Source organism: Streptomyces sp. Pv4-95 (genome assembly GCF_045782725.1).
In the GTDB taxonomy this organism is placed as follows: domain Bacteria; phylum Actinomycetota; class Actinomycetes; order Streptomycetales; family Streptomycetaceae; genus Streptomyces.
The window spans coordinates 5,402,915-5,420,776 of sequence record NZ_CP127172.1; the positions used below are offsets into that span (position 1 = coordinate 5,402,915).

Annotated in this window: 14 protein-coding genes; 8 read left to right on the forward strand and 6 right to left on the reverse strand. The window is 72.0% G+C overall.

Features of this window, described 5'->3' with window-relative positions:
- Positions 1-162 precede the first annotated feature (162 nt).
- Positions 163-1,584, forward strand: coding sequence for a S28 family serine protease (locus QOM21_RS23630; RefSeq protein ID WP_407552990.1), 1,422 nt, complete (start codon positions 163-165; stop codon positions 1,582-1,584).
- A 71-nt stretch (positions 1,585-1,655) separates the two neighbouring features.
- Here QOM21_RS23630 and QOM21_RS23635 read toward each other — a convergent pair whose 3' ends face one another.
- The 3 genes from QOM21_RS23635 to QOM21_RS23645 form a co-directional block, all read right to left on the reverse strand.
- Complete coding sequence (locus tag QOM21_RS23635) at positions 1,656-3,491, reverse strand: glycoside hydrolase family 3 protein (RefSeq protein WP_407552992.1); 1,836 nt, start codon at positions 3,489-3,491, stop codon at positions 1,656-1,658.
- A 194-nt stretch (positions 3,492-3,685) separates the two neighbouring features.
- Positions 3,686-4,522, reverse strand: coding sequence for a sugar phosphate isomerase/epimerase family protein (locus QOM21_RS23640; protein WP_407555775.1), 837 nt, complete (start codon positions 4,520-4,522; stop codon positions 3,686-3,688).
- Positions 4,523-4,832: 310 nt separating this feature from the next.
- Positions 4,833-5,891, reverse strand: coding sequence for a LacI family DNA-binding transcriptional regulator (locus QOM21_RS23645; protein WP_407552994.1), 1,059 nt, complete (start codon positions 5,889-5,891; stop codon positions 4,833-4,835).
- A 208-nt stretch (positions 5,892-6,099) separates the two neighbouring features.
- On the opposite strand from QOM21_RS23645, the gene QOM21_RS23650 reads away from it, so the two are divergent.
- The 5 genes from QOM21_RS23650 to QOM21_RS23670 all read left to right on the forward strand — a co-directional run bounded on the left by QOM21_RS23650 (position 6,100) and on the right by QOM21_RS23670 (position 13,256).
- Complete coding sequence (locus QOM21_RS23650; protein WP_407552996.1) at positions 6,100-7,251, forward strand: Gfo/Idh/MocA family protein; 1,152 nt, start codon at positions 6,100-6,102, stop codon at positions 7,249-7,251.
- Positions 7,248-8,399: a dihydrodipicolinate synthase family protein gene (locus QOM21_RS23655; protein WP_407552998.1), complete on the forward strand. Its 1,152-nt coding sequence runs from the start codon at positions 7,248-7,250 to the stop codon at positions 8,397-8,399. Before QOM21_RS23650 ends, QOM21_RS23655 begins: the two co-directional genes overlap by 4 nt.
- Positions 8,396-9,280, forward strand: a complete 885-nt coding sequence (locus QOM21_RS23660) for a sugar phosphate isomerase/epimerase family protein (protein WP_407553000.1) — start codon at positions 8,396-8,398, stop codon at positions 9,278-9,280. The genes QOM21_RS23655 and QOM21_RS23660 overlap by 4 nt, the downstream gene beginning before the upstream one ends.
- A 254-nt stretch (positions 9,281-9,534) precedes the next feature.
- On the forward strand, positions 9,535-11,790 hold the full coding sequence (locus tag QOM21_RS23665) for an ATP-dependent RecD-like DNA helicase (RefSeq protein WP_407553001.1): 2,256 nt from the start codon (positions 9,535-9,537) through the stop codon (positions 11,788-11,790).
- Between the two features lie 176 nt (positions 11,791-11,966).
- Entirely contained in the window at positions 11,967-13,256 is a 1,290-nt protein-coding gene (locus QOM21_RS23670) for a citrate synthase (RefSeq protein ID WP_393895461.1), read from the forward strand.
- 573 nt (positions 13,257-13,829) lie between these two features.
- Here QOM21_RS23670 and QOM21_RS23675 read toward each other — a convergent pair.
- Complete coding sequence (locus QOM21_RS23675; protein WP_407553003.1) at positions 13,830-14,105, reverse strand: heavy-metal-associated domain-containing protein; 276 nt, start codon at positions 14,103-14,105, stop codon at positions 13,830-13,832.
- 269 nt (positions 14,106-14,374) lie between these two features.
- Here QOM21_RS23675 and QOM21_RS23680 point away from each other — a divergent pair, with 269 nt between their 5' ends.
- Positions 14,375-15,127: a DedA family protein gene (locus tag QOM21_RS23680; protein ID WP_407553005.1), complete on the forward strand. Its 753-nt coding sequence runs from the start codon at positions 14,375-14,377 to the stop codon at positions 15,125-15,127.
- 119 nt (positions 15,128-15,246) lie between these two features.
- Here QOM21_RS23680 and QOM21_RS23685 read toward each other — a convergent pair whose 3' ends face one another.
- Positions 15,247-16,167, reverse strand: a complete 921-nt coding sequence (locus QOM21_RS23685) for a LysR family transcriptional regulator (protein ID WP_407553006.1) — start codon at positions 16,165-16,167, stop codon at positions 15,247-15,249.
- 120 nt (positions 16,168-16,287) lie between these two features.
- On the opposite strand from QOM21_RS23685, the gene QOM21_RS23690 reads away from it, so the two are divergent.
- Positions 16,288-16,704, forward strand: a complete 417-nt coding sequence (locus QOM21_RS23690) for a 4-oxalocrotonate tautomerase family protein (protein WP_407553008.1) — start codon at positions 16,288-16,290, stop codon at positions 16,702-16,704.
- A gap of 66 nt (positions 16,705-16,770) precedes the next feature.
- Here QOM21_RS23690 and QOM21_RS23695 read toward each other — a convergent pair whose 3' ends face one another.
- Positions 16,771-17,820, reverse strand: a complete 1,050-nt coding sequence (locus QOM21_RS23695; RefSeq protein WP_407553010.1) for a Gfo/Idh/MocA family oxidoreductase — start codon at positions 17,818-17,820, stop codon at positions 16,771-16,773.
- Between the last annotated feature and the right edge of the window lie 42 nt (positions 17,821-17,862).

A 17,862-nucleotide genomic window follows, 5' to 3' on the forward strand; every position in this document is an offset into this window, starting at 1 on the left:
CGCCCCCGCCGCGAGCCGTCGGGGGCCCGCCCGTCCGCTGCGCCCGCGCCTCGACGTCACCCGTTCGCCGCACGCCGCCACCCGCCCCGCGACAAGGGCTGGTGGCGGTCTCGTTGCGCGGATAGGTTCAGCCCGACCTTTGTCATCCCAAGGGGAGGGTGCATGCGCAAGGCCATCAGATGGCTGCTGTCGCTCGTCGTGCTCATAGGCACGGTAGGAGTCGGCGGCGCGTCGGCAGGGGCGGCCACCGCCGCCGAGCCGAAGAGCAAGGACATCAAGGACCGGATCCTCGCGATACCGGGGATGAGTCTCATCGAAGAGAAGCCGGTCGACGGCTACCGCTACTTCGTCCTGAACTACACCCAGCCCATCGACCACCGCCACCCCGCCAAGGGCACCTTCCAGCAGCGGCTGACCCTGCTGCACAAGTCGGTGGACCGCCCGACGGTGTTCTTCACCTCGGGCTACAACGTCAACACCACGGCGACCCGCAGCGAGCCCACCAAGATCATCGACGGTAACCAGGTCTCCCTGGAATACCGCTACTTCACCCCGTCCCGCCCCACGCCGACCAACTGGAAGAAGCTCGACATCCAGCAGGCGGCGAACGACCAGCACCGCATCTTCAAGGCGCTGCACCGGATCTACGACCGGAACTGGATCGCCACCGGAGGCAGCAAGGGCGGCATGACGGCGACGTACTACCGCCGCTTCTTCCCGCACGACATGGACGGCACCGTCGCCTATGTCGCGCCCAACGACGTGCGCAACGACGAGGACTCGGCCTACGACAAGTTCTTCGCGACCGTCGGCACCGCGCAGTGCCGCGCCGACCTCGCGGCCATCGAGCGCGAGGCACTGGTGCGCCGCGAGGAGATGGTCGACCGCTTCCGGAAGTGGGCGGAGAAGGAAGGCAAGACCTTCACGACCGTCGGCAGCGCCGACCGGGCCTACGAAGTCATGGTCACCGACCTGGTCTTCGGATTCTGGCAGTACCAGCCGGCCGAGACCGCCTGCCCCCAGGTGCCCGCGCCGACCGTCTCCACGGACGCACTGTGGGCCTGGATGGACGAGGTCGGCGGCTTCGCCAGCTACACCGACCAGGGCATGGAGCCGTACACGCCGTACTATTACCAGGCCGGCACCCAGCTCGGTGAGCCCGGCTACGGCTACCCCCAGCTCTCGGACCTCCTGAAGTACCCGGGCATCAACAACTCCCGGACGTTCGTGCCCAAGGACATCCCGATGCGCTTCGACGCGCGCGCCATGCCGGACGTCGACCGCTGGGTGCGCCACCACGCGAACCGCATGATGTTCGTCAACGGCCAGTACGACCCGTGGAGTTCGGAGCACTTCGAGCTCGGCAGGGGAGCCCGGGACTCCTACCTCTTCACGGTGCCCGGCGGCAACCACGGCTCGAACATCGCGAAGCTGAAGGAAGCCGACCGCACCAAGGCCACCGCCGAACTCCTGGAATGGGCCGGCCTCCCGGCCCCCGCGAACGGCAAGGCCACCCCGCAGGCCCCGTACGACAGGAAGCTGGACAAGCAGGAAATCCGGCGGATGCCGCTGCTGCGGCCGTAGGCCGTAGGCCGCACGTCGACGCGGCGCGCCCCTCGCCTCGCCGAGGCAGGGAGCGCGCCGCGTTCGGCACGTCAGTACGTCAGCCCGTGTCCCATCGGGTAGAGGGCGGTCGTCGGGGCGTCGGCGCGCATCACCGGCACGGGCAGCTTCCCACCCGGCTTAGTCCGCCCGGCGATCACCCGGGCCGCGGCCCGCAGCTCCACATCCGTCCAGGAGTAGCTCGCCAGCCCCGCCTTGACGCCGGCGAGCTGGGCGATGTCGTACGGATTGCGGACGGCCAGCTGCACCACCGGTTTCCCGGTGTCCAGCAGCGCGGAGACCAGCTGCCGCTGGGACGACGCGGCGGTGACGTTGTAGGTCGCCACCACCACCGCGTCCCGCTCGCCCAGCGCCGCCACCGCCTCGTCGATCTGCGCCTGCGTCGGCGTCATGCCGGTGGGCAGGGCGGTGGCCGTGAAGCCCAGCTCGGTCAGGGCCGTCGCCAGGACCTTCGTGGGCGGGCCGCCGGTGCCGGACGGCGCGGCGGCGTCGGCCCCCACCACCAGCACCGAGCGCTCCCGCCGACGGGACAGCGGCAGCACCCCGCCCTCGTTGCGCAGCAGGGTGGTGGTGCGGTCCGCGATCCGGTCCGCGGTGGTGAGGTGGCTGCGGGTGCCGACCACCCGGTCCACCGCCGCGTGGGTGGTGTACGGGTCGGCGAACAGCCCGCGCTTCTCCTTGAGCAGCAGGATGCGCAGCAGCTTGACGTCGAGCTCACGCTCGGTCAGCTCACCGTCCTGGAGGGCCTTGAGGACCGCGCCGTGCGCGACGGCCAGATCCGGGGGGTTGAGCAGCTGGTCGACGCCCGCCTTGAGGGCGAGGACCGGCACCCGGGCGTCGCCGTATTTCACCCGTACGCCTTCCATGCCCAGTGAATCCGTCACCACCACACCGTCGTAGCCGAGGCGTTCGCGCAGGATGCCGGTGAGGATCGGCCGGGAGAGGGTGGCGGGGTCCTCGCTGGGGTCGAAGGCGGGCACGACGATGTGCGCCGTCATGATCGAATCGATGCCGGCGGCGATCGCCGCGGTGAAGGGCGGCGCGTCCAGCCGCTCCCACTCCTCGGCGGTGTGGTGGATGTACGGCAGCCCGACGTGGCTGTCGGTGTCGGTGTCGCCGTGCCCGGGGAAGTGCTTGGCGCAGGCCGCGACGCCGCCGGCCTGATACCCCTTCACCTCGGCGGCGACCATCCGGGCCACCGCCTGCGGGTCGGCGCCGAAGGAGCGCACCCCGATGACCGGGTTCGCCGCGTTGACGTTGACGTCCGCGTCCGGGGCGTAGTCCTGCCGGATGCCCATCGCGAAGAGTTCCTCGCCCGCGATCCGGGCCGCCTTGCCGGCGTCCTCGCGGGAGCCGGACGCGCCGAGCGCCATCGCCCCCGGGAAGAGGGTGGCGGGTGCTCCTATGCGGGCCACGATGCCGTGTTCCTGGTCCGTGGAGATCAGCAGCGGGACGGGGACGCGCTGGGCGGTGGCGGCCTTCTGGATGCCGTTGGACAGATCGGCGATCTGGTGCGGATCGCGGGTGTTGTGCGCCCAGCCGAAGTAGATGATGCCGCCGACGTGGTACTTGGCGATCAGCTCGGCGGCGTTGGCGACGCCGAGCTCCTTCTGGTTGGACGCGACGTCGGCGGGGTCGGGGTCGGTGGCGGAATGCCCGAAGACCCGCATCACGAAGAGCTGGCCGACCTTCTCCTCCGGCGTCATACGGGAGATGAGACGGCGCAGCTTGGCACGGGTGGCGGCGGTGGGAGGGGAGGGCGCCCGGCTCCCGGCGGGGAGCCCGGCGGCGTGTGCGGGGCCGGCGCCCGCGGCGCAGGCGGCGGCCGCGGCGGCCGCGGTGGTCAGGACGGTACGTCTGGAGTGCATGTGCGCTCCTTTCGGAGGGCTTCCTCGGCTGAATGAAGGAAACTTCCAAGGAGACACGGATAGCCGGAAAACTATTGCCGGTCAATGACTGGGGACGTGGTGGCGCTCAGGTATTGCGGTGCGGCCAGGGCTGTGTGAGGGGCCGTCGGCCGTCCCCGGGCCCCGGCGCGGGCCGCCACCGGCGCCCGGTCCCTTCAGGAGACGGGCCGCGCGTCCAGCAGGCGCTGGAGGTGGGCGCGGCCGGGCGCCAGCAGGGGAGCGAGGTCCTGCGCCTCGGGGTACCAGCGCTTCTCGTACTCCCAGCAGAGCCAGCTGCCGGTCTCCTGGCCGTCCGCGCCCGCCGGGCCCTCGCCGAGAGTGGCCAGCACCGACTCCAGCGGCAGCCGGCCCGCACCGAGCGGCAGCGGCGTGGTGTCGTCGGCCGACGCGACGTCCTTGACCTGGATGTAGCCCAGGTGGGGGGCGAGTGCGGCGTGCGTGTCGACGGGGTCCTCGCCGCCGAGCCAGCTGTGCAGCACATCCCACAGCGCTCCGATGCTGCCGTGGCCCACGGGCCCCAGGATGCGCGCGGCGTCCGCGCCCGTGCGGTGCGAGTCATGGGTCTCCAGCAGGACCCGGACGCCCCGGTCGGCGGCGAGCGGCGCCACCGCACCCAGCCGACGCGCCGCGTCGGCCTCCGCCTCGGCGGCCGGACGGTCACCGGCACCGGGGAAGACCCGTACGAACGGCGCCCCCAGATCGGCGGCGAGCAGCACCAGTTCGGTCAGTTCGTTGGCCAGCTTCTCCTCGTCCGCCTCGCCCTGGGCGGCGGCCGCGACCTGCTCGTATCCGGCGAGCGCCAGAACCTGCACCCCCGCGTCGGCGAACTGCTCGCGCACGGCGGCCCGCTCGCGCATCCCGAGCAGCGGGTGCACCGGCTCCTCGGGGTGGGCGCGCAGTTCCACGCCCTGGTACCCGGCGTCGTTCGCCAGCCGCAGCACGTCCGGCAGCGGCATACCGGGCACCCCCAGGGTCGAGAACGCGAACCGCACCGCGCTCCTGGTGTCGTCCCTGCCGCTTGCCATGCCGCCTCCTGTGCCGTAGCTCGCCGTGCCGTCGTTCGTGCCCGCGATCCCGCCGTCCATGCCCGTCCCGCGACGGGGCCGGGCGCCGGTCCACGGGCCCGGCCGGTCCATGGTGCGCTGCCCCGGCGGCCGCTCCGGTCCGGCGCGCCGGTGAACGCTCCCCGGCCGGGGGCGCCGGAGGAGGCCACCGGCCGGGACCGTGGCCCGGGGCGCCCCGTCCCGCCGATCCGGCCTACGCAGCCCGCACGCATCCGGTACCCGTGCCCCCGCCCGGTCATCAGGTGTGCGGGACCGCCGTCGACCGGCGTACCAGCAATTCCGCGCGCAGGGCCGCCACTCCGCCCGGCGGCGGCTCCTCCCGCCCCGTCGCCAGCCGCCCGGCCCGCGCCCCGGCCTCCTGGAGCGGCAGCCGGACGGTCGTCAGGGCGGGCGCGGTGTCCACGCTGAACGGGAGGTCGTCGAAGCCGGCGACGGACACGTCCTGCGGGATCCGCAGCCCCCGGTCCCGCAGCGCCGCGCAGACGCCCAGCGCGGCGGTGTCGTTGGCCGCCACGATCGCCGTCAGGGCCCCGTCGCGGCGCAGCAGTTCGACGGCCGCGTCGTAGCCCGACGCGCGGTCGTAGGCGCCCTGCACGGTGCGCCGCGGATCGTCCTCGATGCCGTGCGCGGCGAGCGCGGCGCGGTGGCCGGCCAGGCGCTCGCCCGTGGTGGTGCGGCCGGCCGGCCCGGCGACGCAGCCGATACGGACGTGCCCGAGCCCGGCGAGGTAGGCGGTCAGCTGCTCGGCTCCGCCCCGGTTGTCGAACGTGAGCGTGGTGAAGGGCGCGGCGGCGTCGGGGCCCGGCCCGCCGACCGCCGGCCGTCCGCACAGCACGACCCGGGTGCCGGCGCCGGACAGCCGCGCCAGCTTGGCCTCCAGTGCCCGCGCGTGCGCGCTGTCCTCCGAGGCGCTGCCCGTCAGGACGACGGCCGCCGCCCGCTGCCGCTGGAGCAGCGTGAGGTAGGTCAGTTCGCGCTCGGGGGAGCCGCCCGTGCTGCACACCACGGCCAGCTTCTCGCCGCCGGGCCCGGCGCCGCCCAGCTCCGTCTGGACGGCGCCGGCGATGATCCCGAAGAACGGGTCGGCCATGTCGTTGACGAGGATGCCGATCAGGTCGGAACTGGCCGCGGCGAGCGCGCTGGCCGGACCGTTGACCACGTACTCCAGCTCCTCGACGGCACGCAGCACCCGGCTGCGCGTGCTCTCGGCGACCGGGTAGTTGCCGCTGAGCACGCGCGAGACGGTCGCCGCCGACACCCGCGCCCGCGCCGCCACATCCGCCAGCGTCACCCCCACGGCGCGCTCCGCAGGGCCCCGGCGCTTCCGGCGCCCCTCGTGTTCTTCATGTCCCACCTCTTGTCCGTGTCCTGAGCGCAGGCTAGCTTCTCTTGCGATAGAAAGCGCTTACTATTCGGGGCGCGCACCAGCCGCACACGCCGACGACGACCGTCGGCGACCACACGACCCGACCGGCGGCAGCCGGCAGCGAAGAGGGGGCCCGGCCGTGACACGCACGACCGTACGCATCGCCATGAACGGCGTGACCGGACGCATGGGATACCGCCAGCACCTGGTCCGCTCCATCCTCGCCCTGCGCCAACAGGGCGGACTCGACCTGGGGGACGGGACGGTGATCTGGCCCGAGCCGGTGCTCGTCGGCCGCGCCGAGCACCGGCTCCGGGCCATCGCCGAGCGCCACGGCCTGGACCGCTGGAGCACCGACCTCGACTCCGTGCTGTCCGACGACGGCATCGACATCTACTTCGACGCCCAAGTCACCGCCGCCCGCGAGGAGGCCGTGAAGAAAGCGATTGCGGCCGGAAAGCACCTGTACGTCGAGAAGCCCACCGCGAGCGACCTGGCCGGCGCCCTGGACCTGGCCCGCCTCGCCCGGGACGCCGGCGTCAAGCACGGAGTCGTCCAGGACAAGCTCTTCCTGCCCGGACTGCGCAAGCTCCGCCGCCTCGTCGAGGGCGGATTCTTCGGCCGCATCCTGTCGGTGCGCGGCGAGTTCGGCTACTGGGTCTTCGAGGGCGACTGGCAGAAGGCCCAGCGCCCCTCCTGGAACTACCGCGCCGAGGACGGCGGCGGCATCGCCGCCGACATGTTCCCGCACTGGGAGTACGTCCTGCACGAGCTGTTCGGCCCGGTCAGGACCGTCCAGGCGCACATCACCACGCACATCCCGCACCGCTGGGACGAGTCGGGCGCCGGCTACGACGCCACCGCGGACGACGCCGCCTACGGCATCTTCGAGCTGGCCGGCGGCATCGTCGCGCAGATCAACTCCTCCTGGGCGGTCCGCGTGCACCGCGACGAACTCGTGGAGTTCCAGGTGGACGGAACCGAGGGCTCCGCCGTCGCCGGGCTGCGCGGCTGCCGCGTCCAGCACCGCGCCGGCACCCCCAAACCGGTCTGGAACCCCGACATCCCGGCGTCCGAACCGTTCCGGGCGCAGTGGCAGGAGGTGCCCGACAACGACGACTTCGACAACGGCTTCAAGGCCCAGTGGGAGCTGTTCCTGCGGCACGTCGTCCGCGACGAACCCTGGCGCTGGGACCTCACCGCGGGCGCCCGCGGTGTCCAGCTCGCCGAACTCGGCCTGCGCTCCTCGACGCAGGGCCGCCGCCTGGACGTGCCGGAGCTGACGCTGTGACCGCACCCGGCCGCACCGCAGCAGGCCCGCACCCGGCCGGGCCCCTCCCGGGCGGATACCCGCCGCCCGCCTCCCGCACCGTCTTCGCCGCCGCCCACGTCGTCGCCGACCCGCAGGCCGACACCACCCCCGACGGCCCCGCCGCCCTCGACTGGGACGCCACCCTCGCCTTCCGCCGCCACCTGTGGTCCCACGGCCTGGGCGTCGCCGAGGCCATGGACACCGCACAGCGCGGGATGGGCCTGGACTGGCCGGCCGCCGCCGAACTGATCCGCCGCTCCGCCGCCGAGGCACGAGCCGTCGGCGGCCCGCTGGCCTGCGGCGTCGGCACCGACCAACTCCCCCCGGGAAAAGCCGCCCTGGCGGACATCCGCGGCGCCTACGAGGAACAGCTCGGGCTCGTCGAGGACGTCGGCGGCCAACCGATCCTGATGGCCTCCCGGCAACTCGCCGCGGCCGCCCGCGGACCCGCCGACTACCGGGAGCTCTACGGCCACCTGCTGCGCCAGGCCCGCCGCCCGGTGATCCTGCACTGGCTCGGCCCGATGTTCGACCCGGCACTCGAGGGCTACTGGGGAAGCGCCGACCTCGACACCGCCACCGACACCTTCCTCGACATCATCGCCGACCACCCCGGCACGGTCGACGGCGTCAAGGTCTCACTGCTCGACGCCGGCCGGGAGGTGGCGCTGCGCCGCCGGCTGCCCGCGGGCGTGCGCTGCTACACCGGCGACGACTTCCACTACCCGGAACTGATCGCCGGCGACGACCAGGGCTTCAGCCACGCCCTGCTGGGCGTCTTCGACCCGCTGGCGCCACTGGCCGCCGCCGCGGTGCGCCTGCTGGACACCGAACGCCCCGGAGCCACCGCCGACTTCCGGGCCGCCCTCGACCCGACCGTCGCCCTCTCCCGGCACCTCTTCCGGGCACCCACCCGCTTCTACAAGACCGGCGTCGTCCTGCTCGCCTGGCTCGCCGGCCACCAGTCGCACTTCACCATGGTCGGCGGCCTCCAGTCCGCCCGCTCGCTGCCGCACCTGCGCCGCGCCCACGAACTGGCGGCAGGACTCGGCCTGTTCCCCGACCCGGACCTCGCCGCCGCCCGGATGCGCACCCTGCTCGCCCTCCACGGGATGGAGGACGCATGACCGGCCACGAACCGCACACCGCCGCGGGGCAGGCGCTGCTGGACCGCCTGAGCATCAACCAGGAGACCGTCAAACAGTGGTCGCTGCCGGAGCTGGCGGACGGCTGCGCACGCGCGGGACTGCGCGGCGTGGGACTGTGGCGGGCGCCGGTACAGGACTACGGCGTGACCGAGGCCGCCCGGCTCGTCCGGGACGCCGGACTGACGGTCACCAGCCTGTGCCGCGGCGGATTCCTCACCGACCCGGAACCGGCCGCGCGGGCCGCCGCCCTGGACGACAACCGGGCCGCCGTCGACGAGGCCGCCACCCTGGGGACCGACACCCTCGTGCTGGTCTCCGGCGGCCTGCCGGCCGGCAGCCGCGATCTGCACGGCGCCCGGGAGCGGATCGCGGACGCGCTGGCCGAACTGGCGCCGTACGCCGCGGAGCGGGGCGTACGGCTGGCGATCGAACCGCTGCACCCCATGTACGCAGCGGACCGCTGCGTGGTCTCCACGCTCACCCAGGCGCTCGCGCTCGCCGAACGCTTCCCCGCCGAACAGGTGGGGGTCGTCGTGGACACCTACCACCTGTGGTGGGACGACACCGTCGGCGAGCAGATCGCCCGCGCCGGAGGCGGGCGCGGCCCAGGCCGGGACGGCTCGCGGATCGCCGCGTTCCAGCTCGCCGACTGGATCACGCCGCTGCCCGAGGGCGTCCTGCTGGGACGCGGCCAGCTCGGCGACGGATCGGTGGACCTGCGCTGGTTCCGCGAACAGGTCGACGCGACCGGCTACCGCGGCCCCATCGAGGTGGAGATCTTCAACCCGGCGCTCTGGGCGCGGGACGGGGCGCAGGTCGTGGCCGAGATCGTCGCGCGGTTCGGCGCGCACGTCGGCTGACCGCCCTCCCGCGAGCCGTACCTGGCGGTGACCGGAAAATAACTCACCGGATACGCACAACCGTTGGCGGTGCACGGAAGTCATAGCTGGCGTCGGTCTCGTGAAGGGGAGGGATCCGGGGGGATCCGGGGGCTGACACGGAGGGGGAATCGAGGGGCCCGGCCATCGGACGGGCCCCTCGATGACGGCCGGGACACCCGCACCCGGCGGCGGACGCGGGACGCGCTGTCGGACCCCGGCGGTACCGTCGGGACATGGTCAACGCAGCGGTGGTGGAAGGGGTCCTGGAGCGGATCACCTACGCCAACGACGAGAGCGGCTACACCGTCGCCAGGGTCGACACCGGCCGCGGCGCCGGCGACCTCCTCACCGTCGTCGGGGCACTGCTCGGCGCGCAGCCCGGCGAATCGCTCCGCATGGAGGGCCGCTGGGGCTCCCACCCTCAGTACGGCAAGCAGTTCACCGTCGAGAACTACACCACCGTGCTGCCCGCCACCATCCAGGGCATCCGCCGCTATCTGGGCTCCGGCCTCATCAAGGGCATCGGCCCGCGGATCGCCGACCGCATCGTGGAGCACTTCGGCACCGACACCCTCGACGTCATCGAGCAGCAGCCCGCACGGCTGGTCGAGGTGCCGGGTCTGGGCCCCAAGCGCACCAAGATGATCGGCGCGGCCTGGGAGGAGCAGAAAGCCATCAAGGAGGTGATGGTCTTCCTCCAGGGCGTCGGCGTCTCGACCTCCCTCGCCGTGCGCATCTACAAGAAGTACGGCGACGCCGCCATCTCCGTCGTCCGCAACCAGCCCTTCCGCCTCGCCTCGGACGTCTGGGGCATCGGCTTCCTGACCGCCGACCGCATCGCCCGCTCCGTCGGCATCCCGCACGACAGCCCCGACCGCGTCAAGGCGGGCCTCCAGTACGCCCTCTCCCAGTCGACCGACCAGGGGCACTGCTTCCTCCCGGAGGAACAACTCATCGCCGACGCCGTGAAGTTGCTCCAGGTCGACACCGGCCTGGTCATCGACTGCCTGGGCGAACTGGCCGCCGACCCCGAGGGCGTGGTCCGCGAGACGGTGCCCGGCGGGGAGGGCGGCGCGCCCCTCACCGCCGTCTACCTCGTGCCCTTCCACCGCGCCGAGATCTCCCTGGCCGGCCGGCTGCTGCGGCTGCTGCGCACCGACCAGGACCGGATGCCCGCGTTCCAGGACGTCGCCTGGGACCGGGCGCTGGCCTGGCTCGCCCGGCGCACCGGCGCCGAGCTGGCTCCGGAGCAGCAGGCGGCGGTGCGGCTGGCGCTGACACAGAAGGTCGCGGTGCTCACCGGCGGGCCGGGCTGCGGCAAGTCCTTCACCGTCCGCTCCGTCGTCGAACTGGCGCGCGCCAAGAAGGCCAAGGTGGTGCTCGCCGCGCCCACCGGCCGGGCGGCCAAGCGGCTCTCCGAACTGACCGGGACGGACGCCTCCACCGTCCACCGCCTGCTGGAACTCAAGCCCGGCGGGGACGCCGCGTACGACGCCGACCGCCCCCTGGACGCCGACCTGGTGGTGGTCGACGAGGCGTCGATGCTCGATCTACTGCTGGCCAACAAGCTCATCAAGGCCGTACCGCCGGGCGCCCACCTGCTGCTGGTCGGCGACGTCGACCAGCTGCCCTCGGTAGGCGCCGGCGAGGTGCTGCGCGATCTGCTGGCCGGGTCAGGAGCCGCGCACAGCGCGTCCGACAGCGCAGGCCGGGTGACGGGCGGGCCCGTGCCGGCCGTCCGGCTGACCCGCATCTTCCGGCAGGCCCAGCAGTCCGGCGTGGTCACCAACGCCCACCGCATCAATGCCGGCCGGCCCCCGCTGACGACCGGGCTGGCGGACTTCTTCCTGTTCGCCGAGGAGGACACCGAGGAGGCGGGACGCCTGACGGTCGATGTGGCGGCCCGCCGGATCCCGGCGAAGTTCGGCCTCGACCCGCGCCGGGACGTCCAGGTCCTGGCCCCCATGCACCGCGGCCCGGCCGGAGCCGGCGCCCTGAACGGCCTGCTCCAGCAGGCCGTTACCCCCGCCCGCCCCGATCTGCCGGAGCGCCGCTTCGGGGGCCGGGTCTTCCGCGTGGGTGACAAGGTCACCCAGATCAGGAACAACTACGAAAAAGGCCGCAACGGCGTCTTCAACGGCACCGTCGGCGTGGTGACCGCCCTGGACGCCGACGAGCAGCGGCTGACGGTGCTCACCGACGAGGACGAAGAGGTTCCCTACGACTTCGACGAACTCGACGAACTCGCACACGCCTATGCCGTGACGATTCACCGCTCGCAGGGTAGTGAGTATCCGGCGGTGGTGATTCCGGTCACCACCGGCGCCTGGATGATGTTGCAGCGCAATTTGCTGTATACCGCCGTGACCCGGGCAAAAAGACTGGTGGTGCTCGTCGGCTCCCGAAAGGCTCTGGGGCAGGCGGTGCGCACCGTATCCGCCGGTCGGCGCCGTACGGCGCTCGATCACCGGCTCGGCGGAGTGTTGTGATGTGCCGCCTCTTTCCCAATCGGGGCGAAGGGGAGCAGGATGGGCACTCAGGCGGCACTCAGTGCCGCGATAAGGCCCTATGGCCGACCCCGAGTGCACATCCAAGGTCCAAATGGGGGAAGGTATAGGCAGTCAGGGCACCTCGAAGTAGAGGCACAACGTCGGTGAGGGATGACGTGAGCGACAACTCTGTAGTACTGCGTTACGGGGACGGCGAATACAGCTACCCGGTCGTCGACAGCAGCGTCGGCGACAAGGGCTTCGACATCTCGAAGCTGCGCGCACAGACCGGTCTGGTGACCCTGGATTCCGGTTACGGCAACACCGCTGCGTATAAATCCGCTGTCACCTATCTCGATGGTGAGGCGGGCATTCTCCGCTATCGCGGCTACCCGATCGAGCAGCTCGCAGAGCGCAGCACGTTCATCGAGACCGCGTATCTGCTGATCAACGGTGAGCTGCCCACCGTCGATGAGCTGTCCTCGTTCAAGCAGGACATCACGTACCACACGCTGCTCCACGAGGACGTCAAGCGCTTCTACGACGGCTTCCCGCGTGACGCGCACCCGATGGCGATGCTGTCCTCGGTCGTCAGCGCGCTGTCCACCTTCTACCAGGACAGCCACAACCCGTTCGACGAAGAGCAGCGCTACATCTCCAGCATCCGACTGCTGGCCAAGCTTCCGACGATCGCGGCCTACGCCTACAAGAAGTCGGTCGGCCACCCGGTCGTCTACCCGAGCAACGACCTCGGGTACGTCGAGAACTTCCTGCGCATGACCTTCTCGGTGCCCGCCGCGGACTACGACCTCGACCCCGTCGTCGTCAACGCCCTCGACAAGCTGCTGATCCTGCACGCCGACCACGAGCAGAACTGCTCGACCTCCACCGTGCGCCTGGTCGGCTCCTCGCAGGCGAACCTCTTCGCCTCGATCTCGGCCGGCATCAACGCCCTGTGGGGCCCCCTGCACGGCGGTGCCAACCAGTCCGTGCTGGAGATGCTGGAAGGCATCCGGCGCGACGGCGGCGACGTCGACACCTTCATCCGCAAGGTGAAGAACAAGGAAGACGGCGTGAAGCTCATGGGCTTCGGGCACCGCGTCTACAAGAACTTCGACCCCCGGGCGAAGATCATCAAGGCGGCGGCGCACGACGTCCTCTCGGCGCTCGGCAAGTCCGACGAGCTGCTGGACATCGCCCTGAAGCTGGAGGAGCACGCGCTCTCCGACGACTACTTCGTCGAGCGCAAGCTCTACCCCAACGTCGACTTCTACACCGGCCTGATCTACCGGGCCATGGGCTTCCCGACCGAGATGTTCACCGTGCTCTTCGCGCTCGGCCGGCTGCCCGGCTGGATCGCCCAGTGGCACGAGATGATCAAGGAGCCCGGCTCCCGCATCGGCCGCCCGCGCCAGATCTACACCGGTGTCGTCGAGCGTGACTTCGTCCCCGTCGAGCAGCGCTGACGGCAGACGCCGCACCCCATCGGCAACGGCTTCGGCCCCCGCCTCCGACGGAGGCGGGGGCCGAAGCCGTCCGGGCGTCGTACCGGGCAGAAGAAAAGCGCCCCGCCTCCAGATCCCCCCACGGGTCCGGAGTGCGGGGCGCTTCCCGTGTCCCGGGTCGGATTCCCCCCACGGGATCCGTCCGGGCGTTCTCGGGTTGCACCGCGATCTGCCGGGACGCGCACATTCGGGAGGGCCGCTCAAAGCTCCCCGGGCGCGTCGCCCCGGCCACGCGTAGCCGGGCACGATCCCCCAAGATCAGCACGGCTTGTGCAGTGCAAGCCCCGCCGGGGTGCCTGCACTGCCCGGTTAGACTCACGACCCCCCTCAATGGTTACGTTCGGATGAGTGTGATCTGGGTCTCTTGCCATATGGGGCCTAATACGGTCAAGGGCCGCGATTTGAAGATCGCGGCCCTTGCGTATGGGTGTTGTGTCGGTTGTGTGGCCTATGTGAAAATCCGCGATCGCGGGCAATGGGCAACCGTGAAGGTGCGTGCCCTCGCGGCGCCGCGACGGTCGCGGGTCGGTGAGGTCAGGCCCGGCCCGCGAGTTCGTACCCGGCCTCGTCCACCGCCGCGCGCACGGCCTCGTCGTCGAGCGGGGCCTTGGAGGTGACCGTGACCACCCCGGTGTCCGCGGCCGCCTGCACCGAGCTGACGCCCGCGATCTCGGAGATCTCGGACCGCACCGCGCCTTCGCAGTGGCCGCAGGTCATGCCCGTGACCCGGTAGGTCGTGGTCACCTCGCCGGCCCGGACGTCGACGCCGGAGGAGCCTTCAGGGGTGCAGCAGGAGCCGTTCTCGGTCATGGGGGTTCTCCTGATCGTGTCGAAGTGCCGATGTGTTGCGTTGAGAGCCGAAGAGCCGCGCAGGGCCACCACTGAGGACGATGACTCCCGACAGTCGCACTGTATACCCCTAGGGGGTATCGATCCAACTCTGGGAGCGCCCGGCCGTACGGAGTCCACGACCGCACCGAGTTCACCGCACGACCACCGGCCCGGCACGCGTTGCCGTACCTCCCCCCACGCGTCAGCCTTGGGGTACGGGCTCGGGGCGGATCCGAGGAGGCGGCCGGATGGACGTACTCGCCTACGGCCTGCTGGCGCTCACCACGCTGCCGCCGCTGGTACCCAACTCCGCCCTGCTCGTCACCGCCGGCGTCCTCGCCTCCCGGGGAGACGCCCACCTCCCACTGATCCTCCTGGTCGTCGCGGGCAGCGCCCTGCTGGGAGACCTCCTGATGTACCTCGCCGCGCGACGCTTCGGCGGACCCGTACGCTCCTGGCTGCGGCGCGAGGACCACCGCCGGGCCCTGCTGGAGCGAACCACGCAGCACATCGAGCGCTACGGGCTGCCCTTCCTCATCGGCGTGCGGTTCCTCCCGAGCGGGCGGATCGCCGGCGCCCTCACCTCGGGAATCCTCCACTACCCGCTGCGCAGGTTCGCCCTCGGCGCCGGCATCGCCGAGGCGATATGGGCGACGTACTCGGTGGGCCTCGGCTACCTCGGCAGCGCCGCCGCGGGCAACCCGTTCGTCGCGGCGGGCATCGGAGTCGGCGTCTCCCTCGCCATCGCCGCGGTGGCAACCACGGTGCAACGCACCGCCCGCCGCCGCTCCCGGCGCCGACGGCCCGCCGGAACCCGGACGGCCGCGAGCGGCTCGCCGCCCAAGGACGAGGAAGCGGGGGAGGAACCCGGCGACAGCCCGGAGGAACCAGGCCACCGGGCCGCACAGCAGGCCCCCACACCGCCGCGGACCCAACCCCGGCCGCCCGGCGCCACCCCCGCACCCCCGGCCCCCTGCGGCGGAGGCCACCGCCGCGGGTAGGGCCACCGCGTCGCGGACGGGTCGCAGCCCGCCACTGAGAGCCCATGCGATTCCCATCGAGTGCCCAGGGGAGGCGAGGGAAGCGCTCACCACCCGACGGCTGCGGGCGGCGAGGGCCGTCACCCGGGCGGAAAACCGCTCAACGACGGCACATCGCTGAACGACGGGGAAGCGGCGCGGGCCAGATGCCCTGCCGCCGACTCCGCCAACGTACGGACCGCCGGGTGCCACGGGCGGCCGTGCGGACCGGCCATGACGAGGCGACGCGAAGTGTGCGGCCGCAGCGGCACCAGAACCAGGTCGGAGGGAATCAGCGAACGGGACACCTCGGACAGGATCGTCACCCCGATACCGGCCTGCACCATGCTGATCAACGTCACCAGATCCCGCACCCGGTGCGTGGGGGCGAAACGCAGACCGGCCAGGTCGTGAATCGTACGGATGCGGGCTTCGCAGGCGTTGGGGGAAATCAGGAACGCGTCGTCCTCCAGATCGCCGAGTGCGACGAACGGCTCGTCCGCCAGGGGATGATCCCGCGGCAGCAACGCCCGGTAGCAGTCGACGGCGAGCTGCACGCCGCACCCGGACGGCGGGTCGATCAGGATCGCGGCATCGGCCGTCCCGTTCTCCAGCCAGGCCGACACCTCGGCGCTGTCCCCCTCGAAAGTCCGGACCGTGACCCCCGACAGGCCCTCACGCCAGTGCCGCAGCAGACCGGGCACCAGGCCCTGGGAGACCGTCGGCGTGGCGGCCAGCAGCACATTGCCGGTCATCGTCGCGGTGGCATCGGCCGCGACCCGCTCCACGGACCGGGCCGCCGACACCGCGACACGGGCATGCGGCAGGATCCGCGCACCGAGCTCGGTGGCCCGCACCGGGGCGGCACGCACCAACAACGGGGCGGACAGCTCACGTTCAAGGGACGCGACGGCGTGCGACACCGCCGACTGGCTCATCCCCAGTTCCGCGGCGGCCGCGCTGAACCCACCCGCGTCGACGACGGCGAGAAAGGCCCTCAACTGCGGGAGATTCACGGTCATGCGGCGGCCTCATGGAGCGATGACATGTATGCGTTGGATCCATCGTGCCATGGCACGCGACGCTTGCCCGGTGCCGCCGACTCCGGCGCAGCCACGCCGAACACCCCACCGAGGAGAGCCATGCCGCACATCCGCGTCACCATCCCCGACCCCCACCTCCCGGCCGACATCCGCCGCACCCTCGCGGAGGGCCTGACCCGGCTCGCGGTCTCGGCCCTGCACAAGTCCGCCGCACGAACCATCGTCCACATCGACCTCGTCCCCGCCGACAGCTACTTCATCGGCGGCAAGCCCCTGACGAGCGGCCGCGACGCACACATCGAGGCGAGCATCACCGCGGGCACCAACAGCGCCGCGCAGAAGGCGGCCTTCATCGCCGACGCCGACGAACTCCTGTCGCACGTCCTCGGCCCGCTTCCCCGATCGGGCGTCGCCCTGCACGAACTGCACCCCGAAAGCTACGGCTACCACGGCGTGACCCAATTCGACCACTACCGCCCGGCCGCCCCCGCGTCGGCCGCCCCCGCCGCCCGCTGAATTGCCTGCCGCCGGGCGGGCGCGGACACCGGCCGGCCACCGCGCCCGCCGCGCCACCGGAACCGGTCACACCCCGGTGGCCGCGCCTGCCGTGCCGCCACCCCCGGCGCCCCCGTCGGCACGTACGTCCGCCACGGCGACGGCTTCACCGGTCCGCCGCGAGCGCTCACACGCCTCCGCGACATACAGCGCCTCCAGCGCCTCACCCGGAGGGCAGGGATTCGGCGTTCGCCCCCCGGCCACCTCGGTGAACACGCCCAACTCCGCGACATACGCGGCCTGGAAACGCTCCATGAACGTGGCGTACGGCGCCTCCTGCTGCCAGGACAGCGAAGCCTCGGCCGACGGCAGCGGCGCCCGGTCGTCCAGGCCGACCACGCGGGCACTCCGCGAACCGCAGACCTCCAGGCGGACGTCATGGCCCGCGCCGTTGTAGCGGGTCGCGGTAACCGTGGCCAAGGTGTCGTCATCGAAGCGCAACAGTGCCGCACAGGTATCGACGTCACCGCCCTCGGCGAAGAAGGCCGCCCCGCCATTGGCCCCCTGGGCGTAGACCGAGACCACCTCGCGGCCGGTCAGCCAGCGCATGATGTCGAAGTCGTGGATGCTGCAGTCGCGGAACAGGCCGCCGGAGGTGGGAATGTACTCGGCGGGCGGCGGCGTCCGGTCGCTGGTACAGGCACGCAAGGTGTGCAGCCGGCCCAGTTCGCCGGAGCGCAGCGCCTCGCGGGCCGCGCGATAGCCGGCGTCGAAGCGCCGCTGGAAGCCGATCTGCACCGGCACCGTCCCGGCCCGCGCCCGCTCCACCACACCGACGGTCCCCGCGACATCCAGGGCGACCGGCTTCTCGCAGAAAACCGGGACCCCGGCATCCAACGCCTGGTGGATCAGCGGCGCGTGCGCACTGGTCGCCGCGGTGATCACCACACCGTCCGGGCCCTCCGCGTACAGCTCCTCGATGCTCCCGGCGGCCCGAACACCCAGGCTCTCCGCGAGCGCCGCGGCCCGGGCGGTATCGGCATCAGCGACCAGCAGGTCGGTGACGCCAGGGACGCTGCGCAGCGTCCGGGCGTGGAACGCGCCGATGCGCCCGGTGCCGATCAGACCGATCTTCATTCCGCGATGTCCTTTCGAAGGGGGAGGAGGTGGGGGAGGGGC

Bases quoted from the DNA above. Each gene is read 5' to 3' on its own strand.
- QOM21_RS23660 (WP_407553000.1), top strand. From the start codon at position 8,396: ATGACCGGCCACGAACCGCACACCGCCGCGGGGCAGGCGCTGCTGGAC.
- QOM21_RS23635 (WP_407552992.1), bottom strand. From the start codon at position 3,491: ATGCACTCCAGACGTACCGTCCTGACCACCGCGGCCGCCGCGGCCGCC.
- QOM21_RS23665 (WP_407553001.1), top strand. From the start codon at position 9,535: ATGGTCAACGCAGCGGTGGTGGAAGGGGTCCTGGAGCGGATCACCTAC.
- QOM21_RS23680 (WP_407553005.1), top strand. From the start codon at position 14,375: ATGGACGTACTCGCCTACGGCCTGCTGGCGCTCACCACGCTGCCGCCG.
- QOM21_RS23690 (WP_407553008.1), top strand. From the start codon at position 16,288: ATGCCGCACATCCGCGTCACCATCCCCGACCCCCACCTCCCGGCCGAC.
- QOM21_RS23685 (WP_407553006.1), bottom strand. From the start codon at position 16,167: ATGACCGTGAATCTCCCGCAGTTGAGGGCCTTTCTCGCCGTCGTCGAC.
- QOM21_RS23695 (WP_407553010.1), bottom strand. From the start codon at position 17,820: ATGAAGATCGGTCTGATCGGCACCGGGCGCATCGGCGCGTTCCACGCC.
- QOM21_RS23675 (WP_407553003.1), bottom strand. From the start codon at position 14,105: ATGACCGAGAACGGCTCCTGCTGCACCCCTGAAGGCTCCTCCGGCGTC.
- QOM21_RS23630 (WP_407552990.1), top strand. From the start codon at position 163: ATGCGCAAGGCCATCAGATGGCTGCTGTCGCTCGTCGTGCTCATAGGC.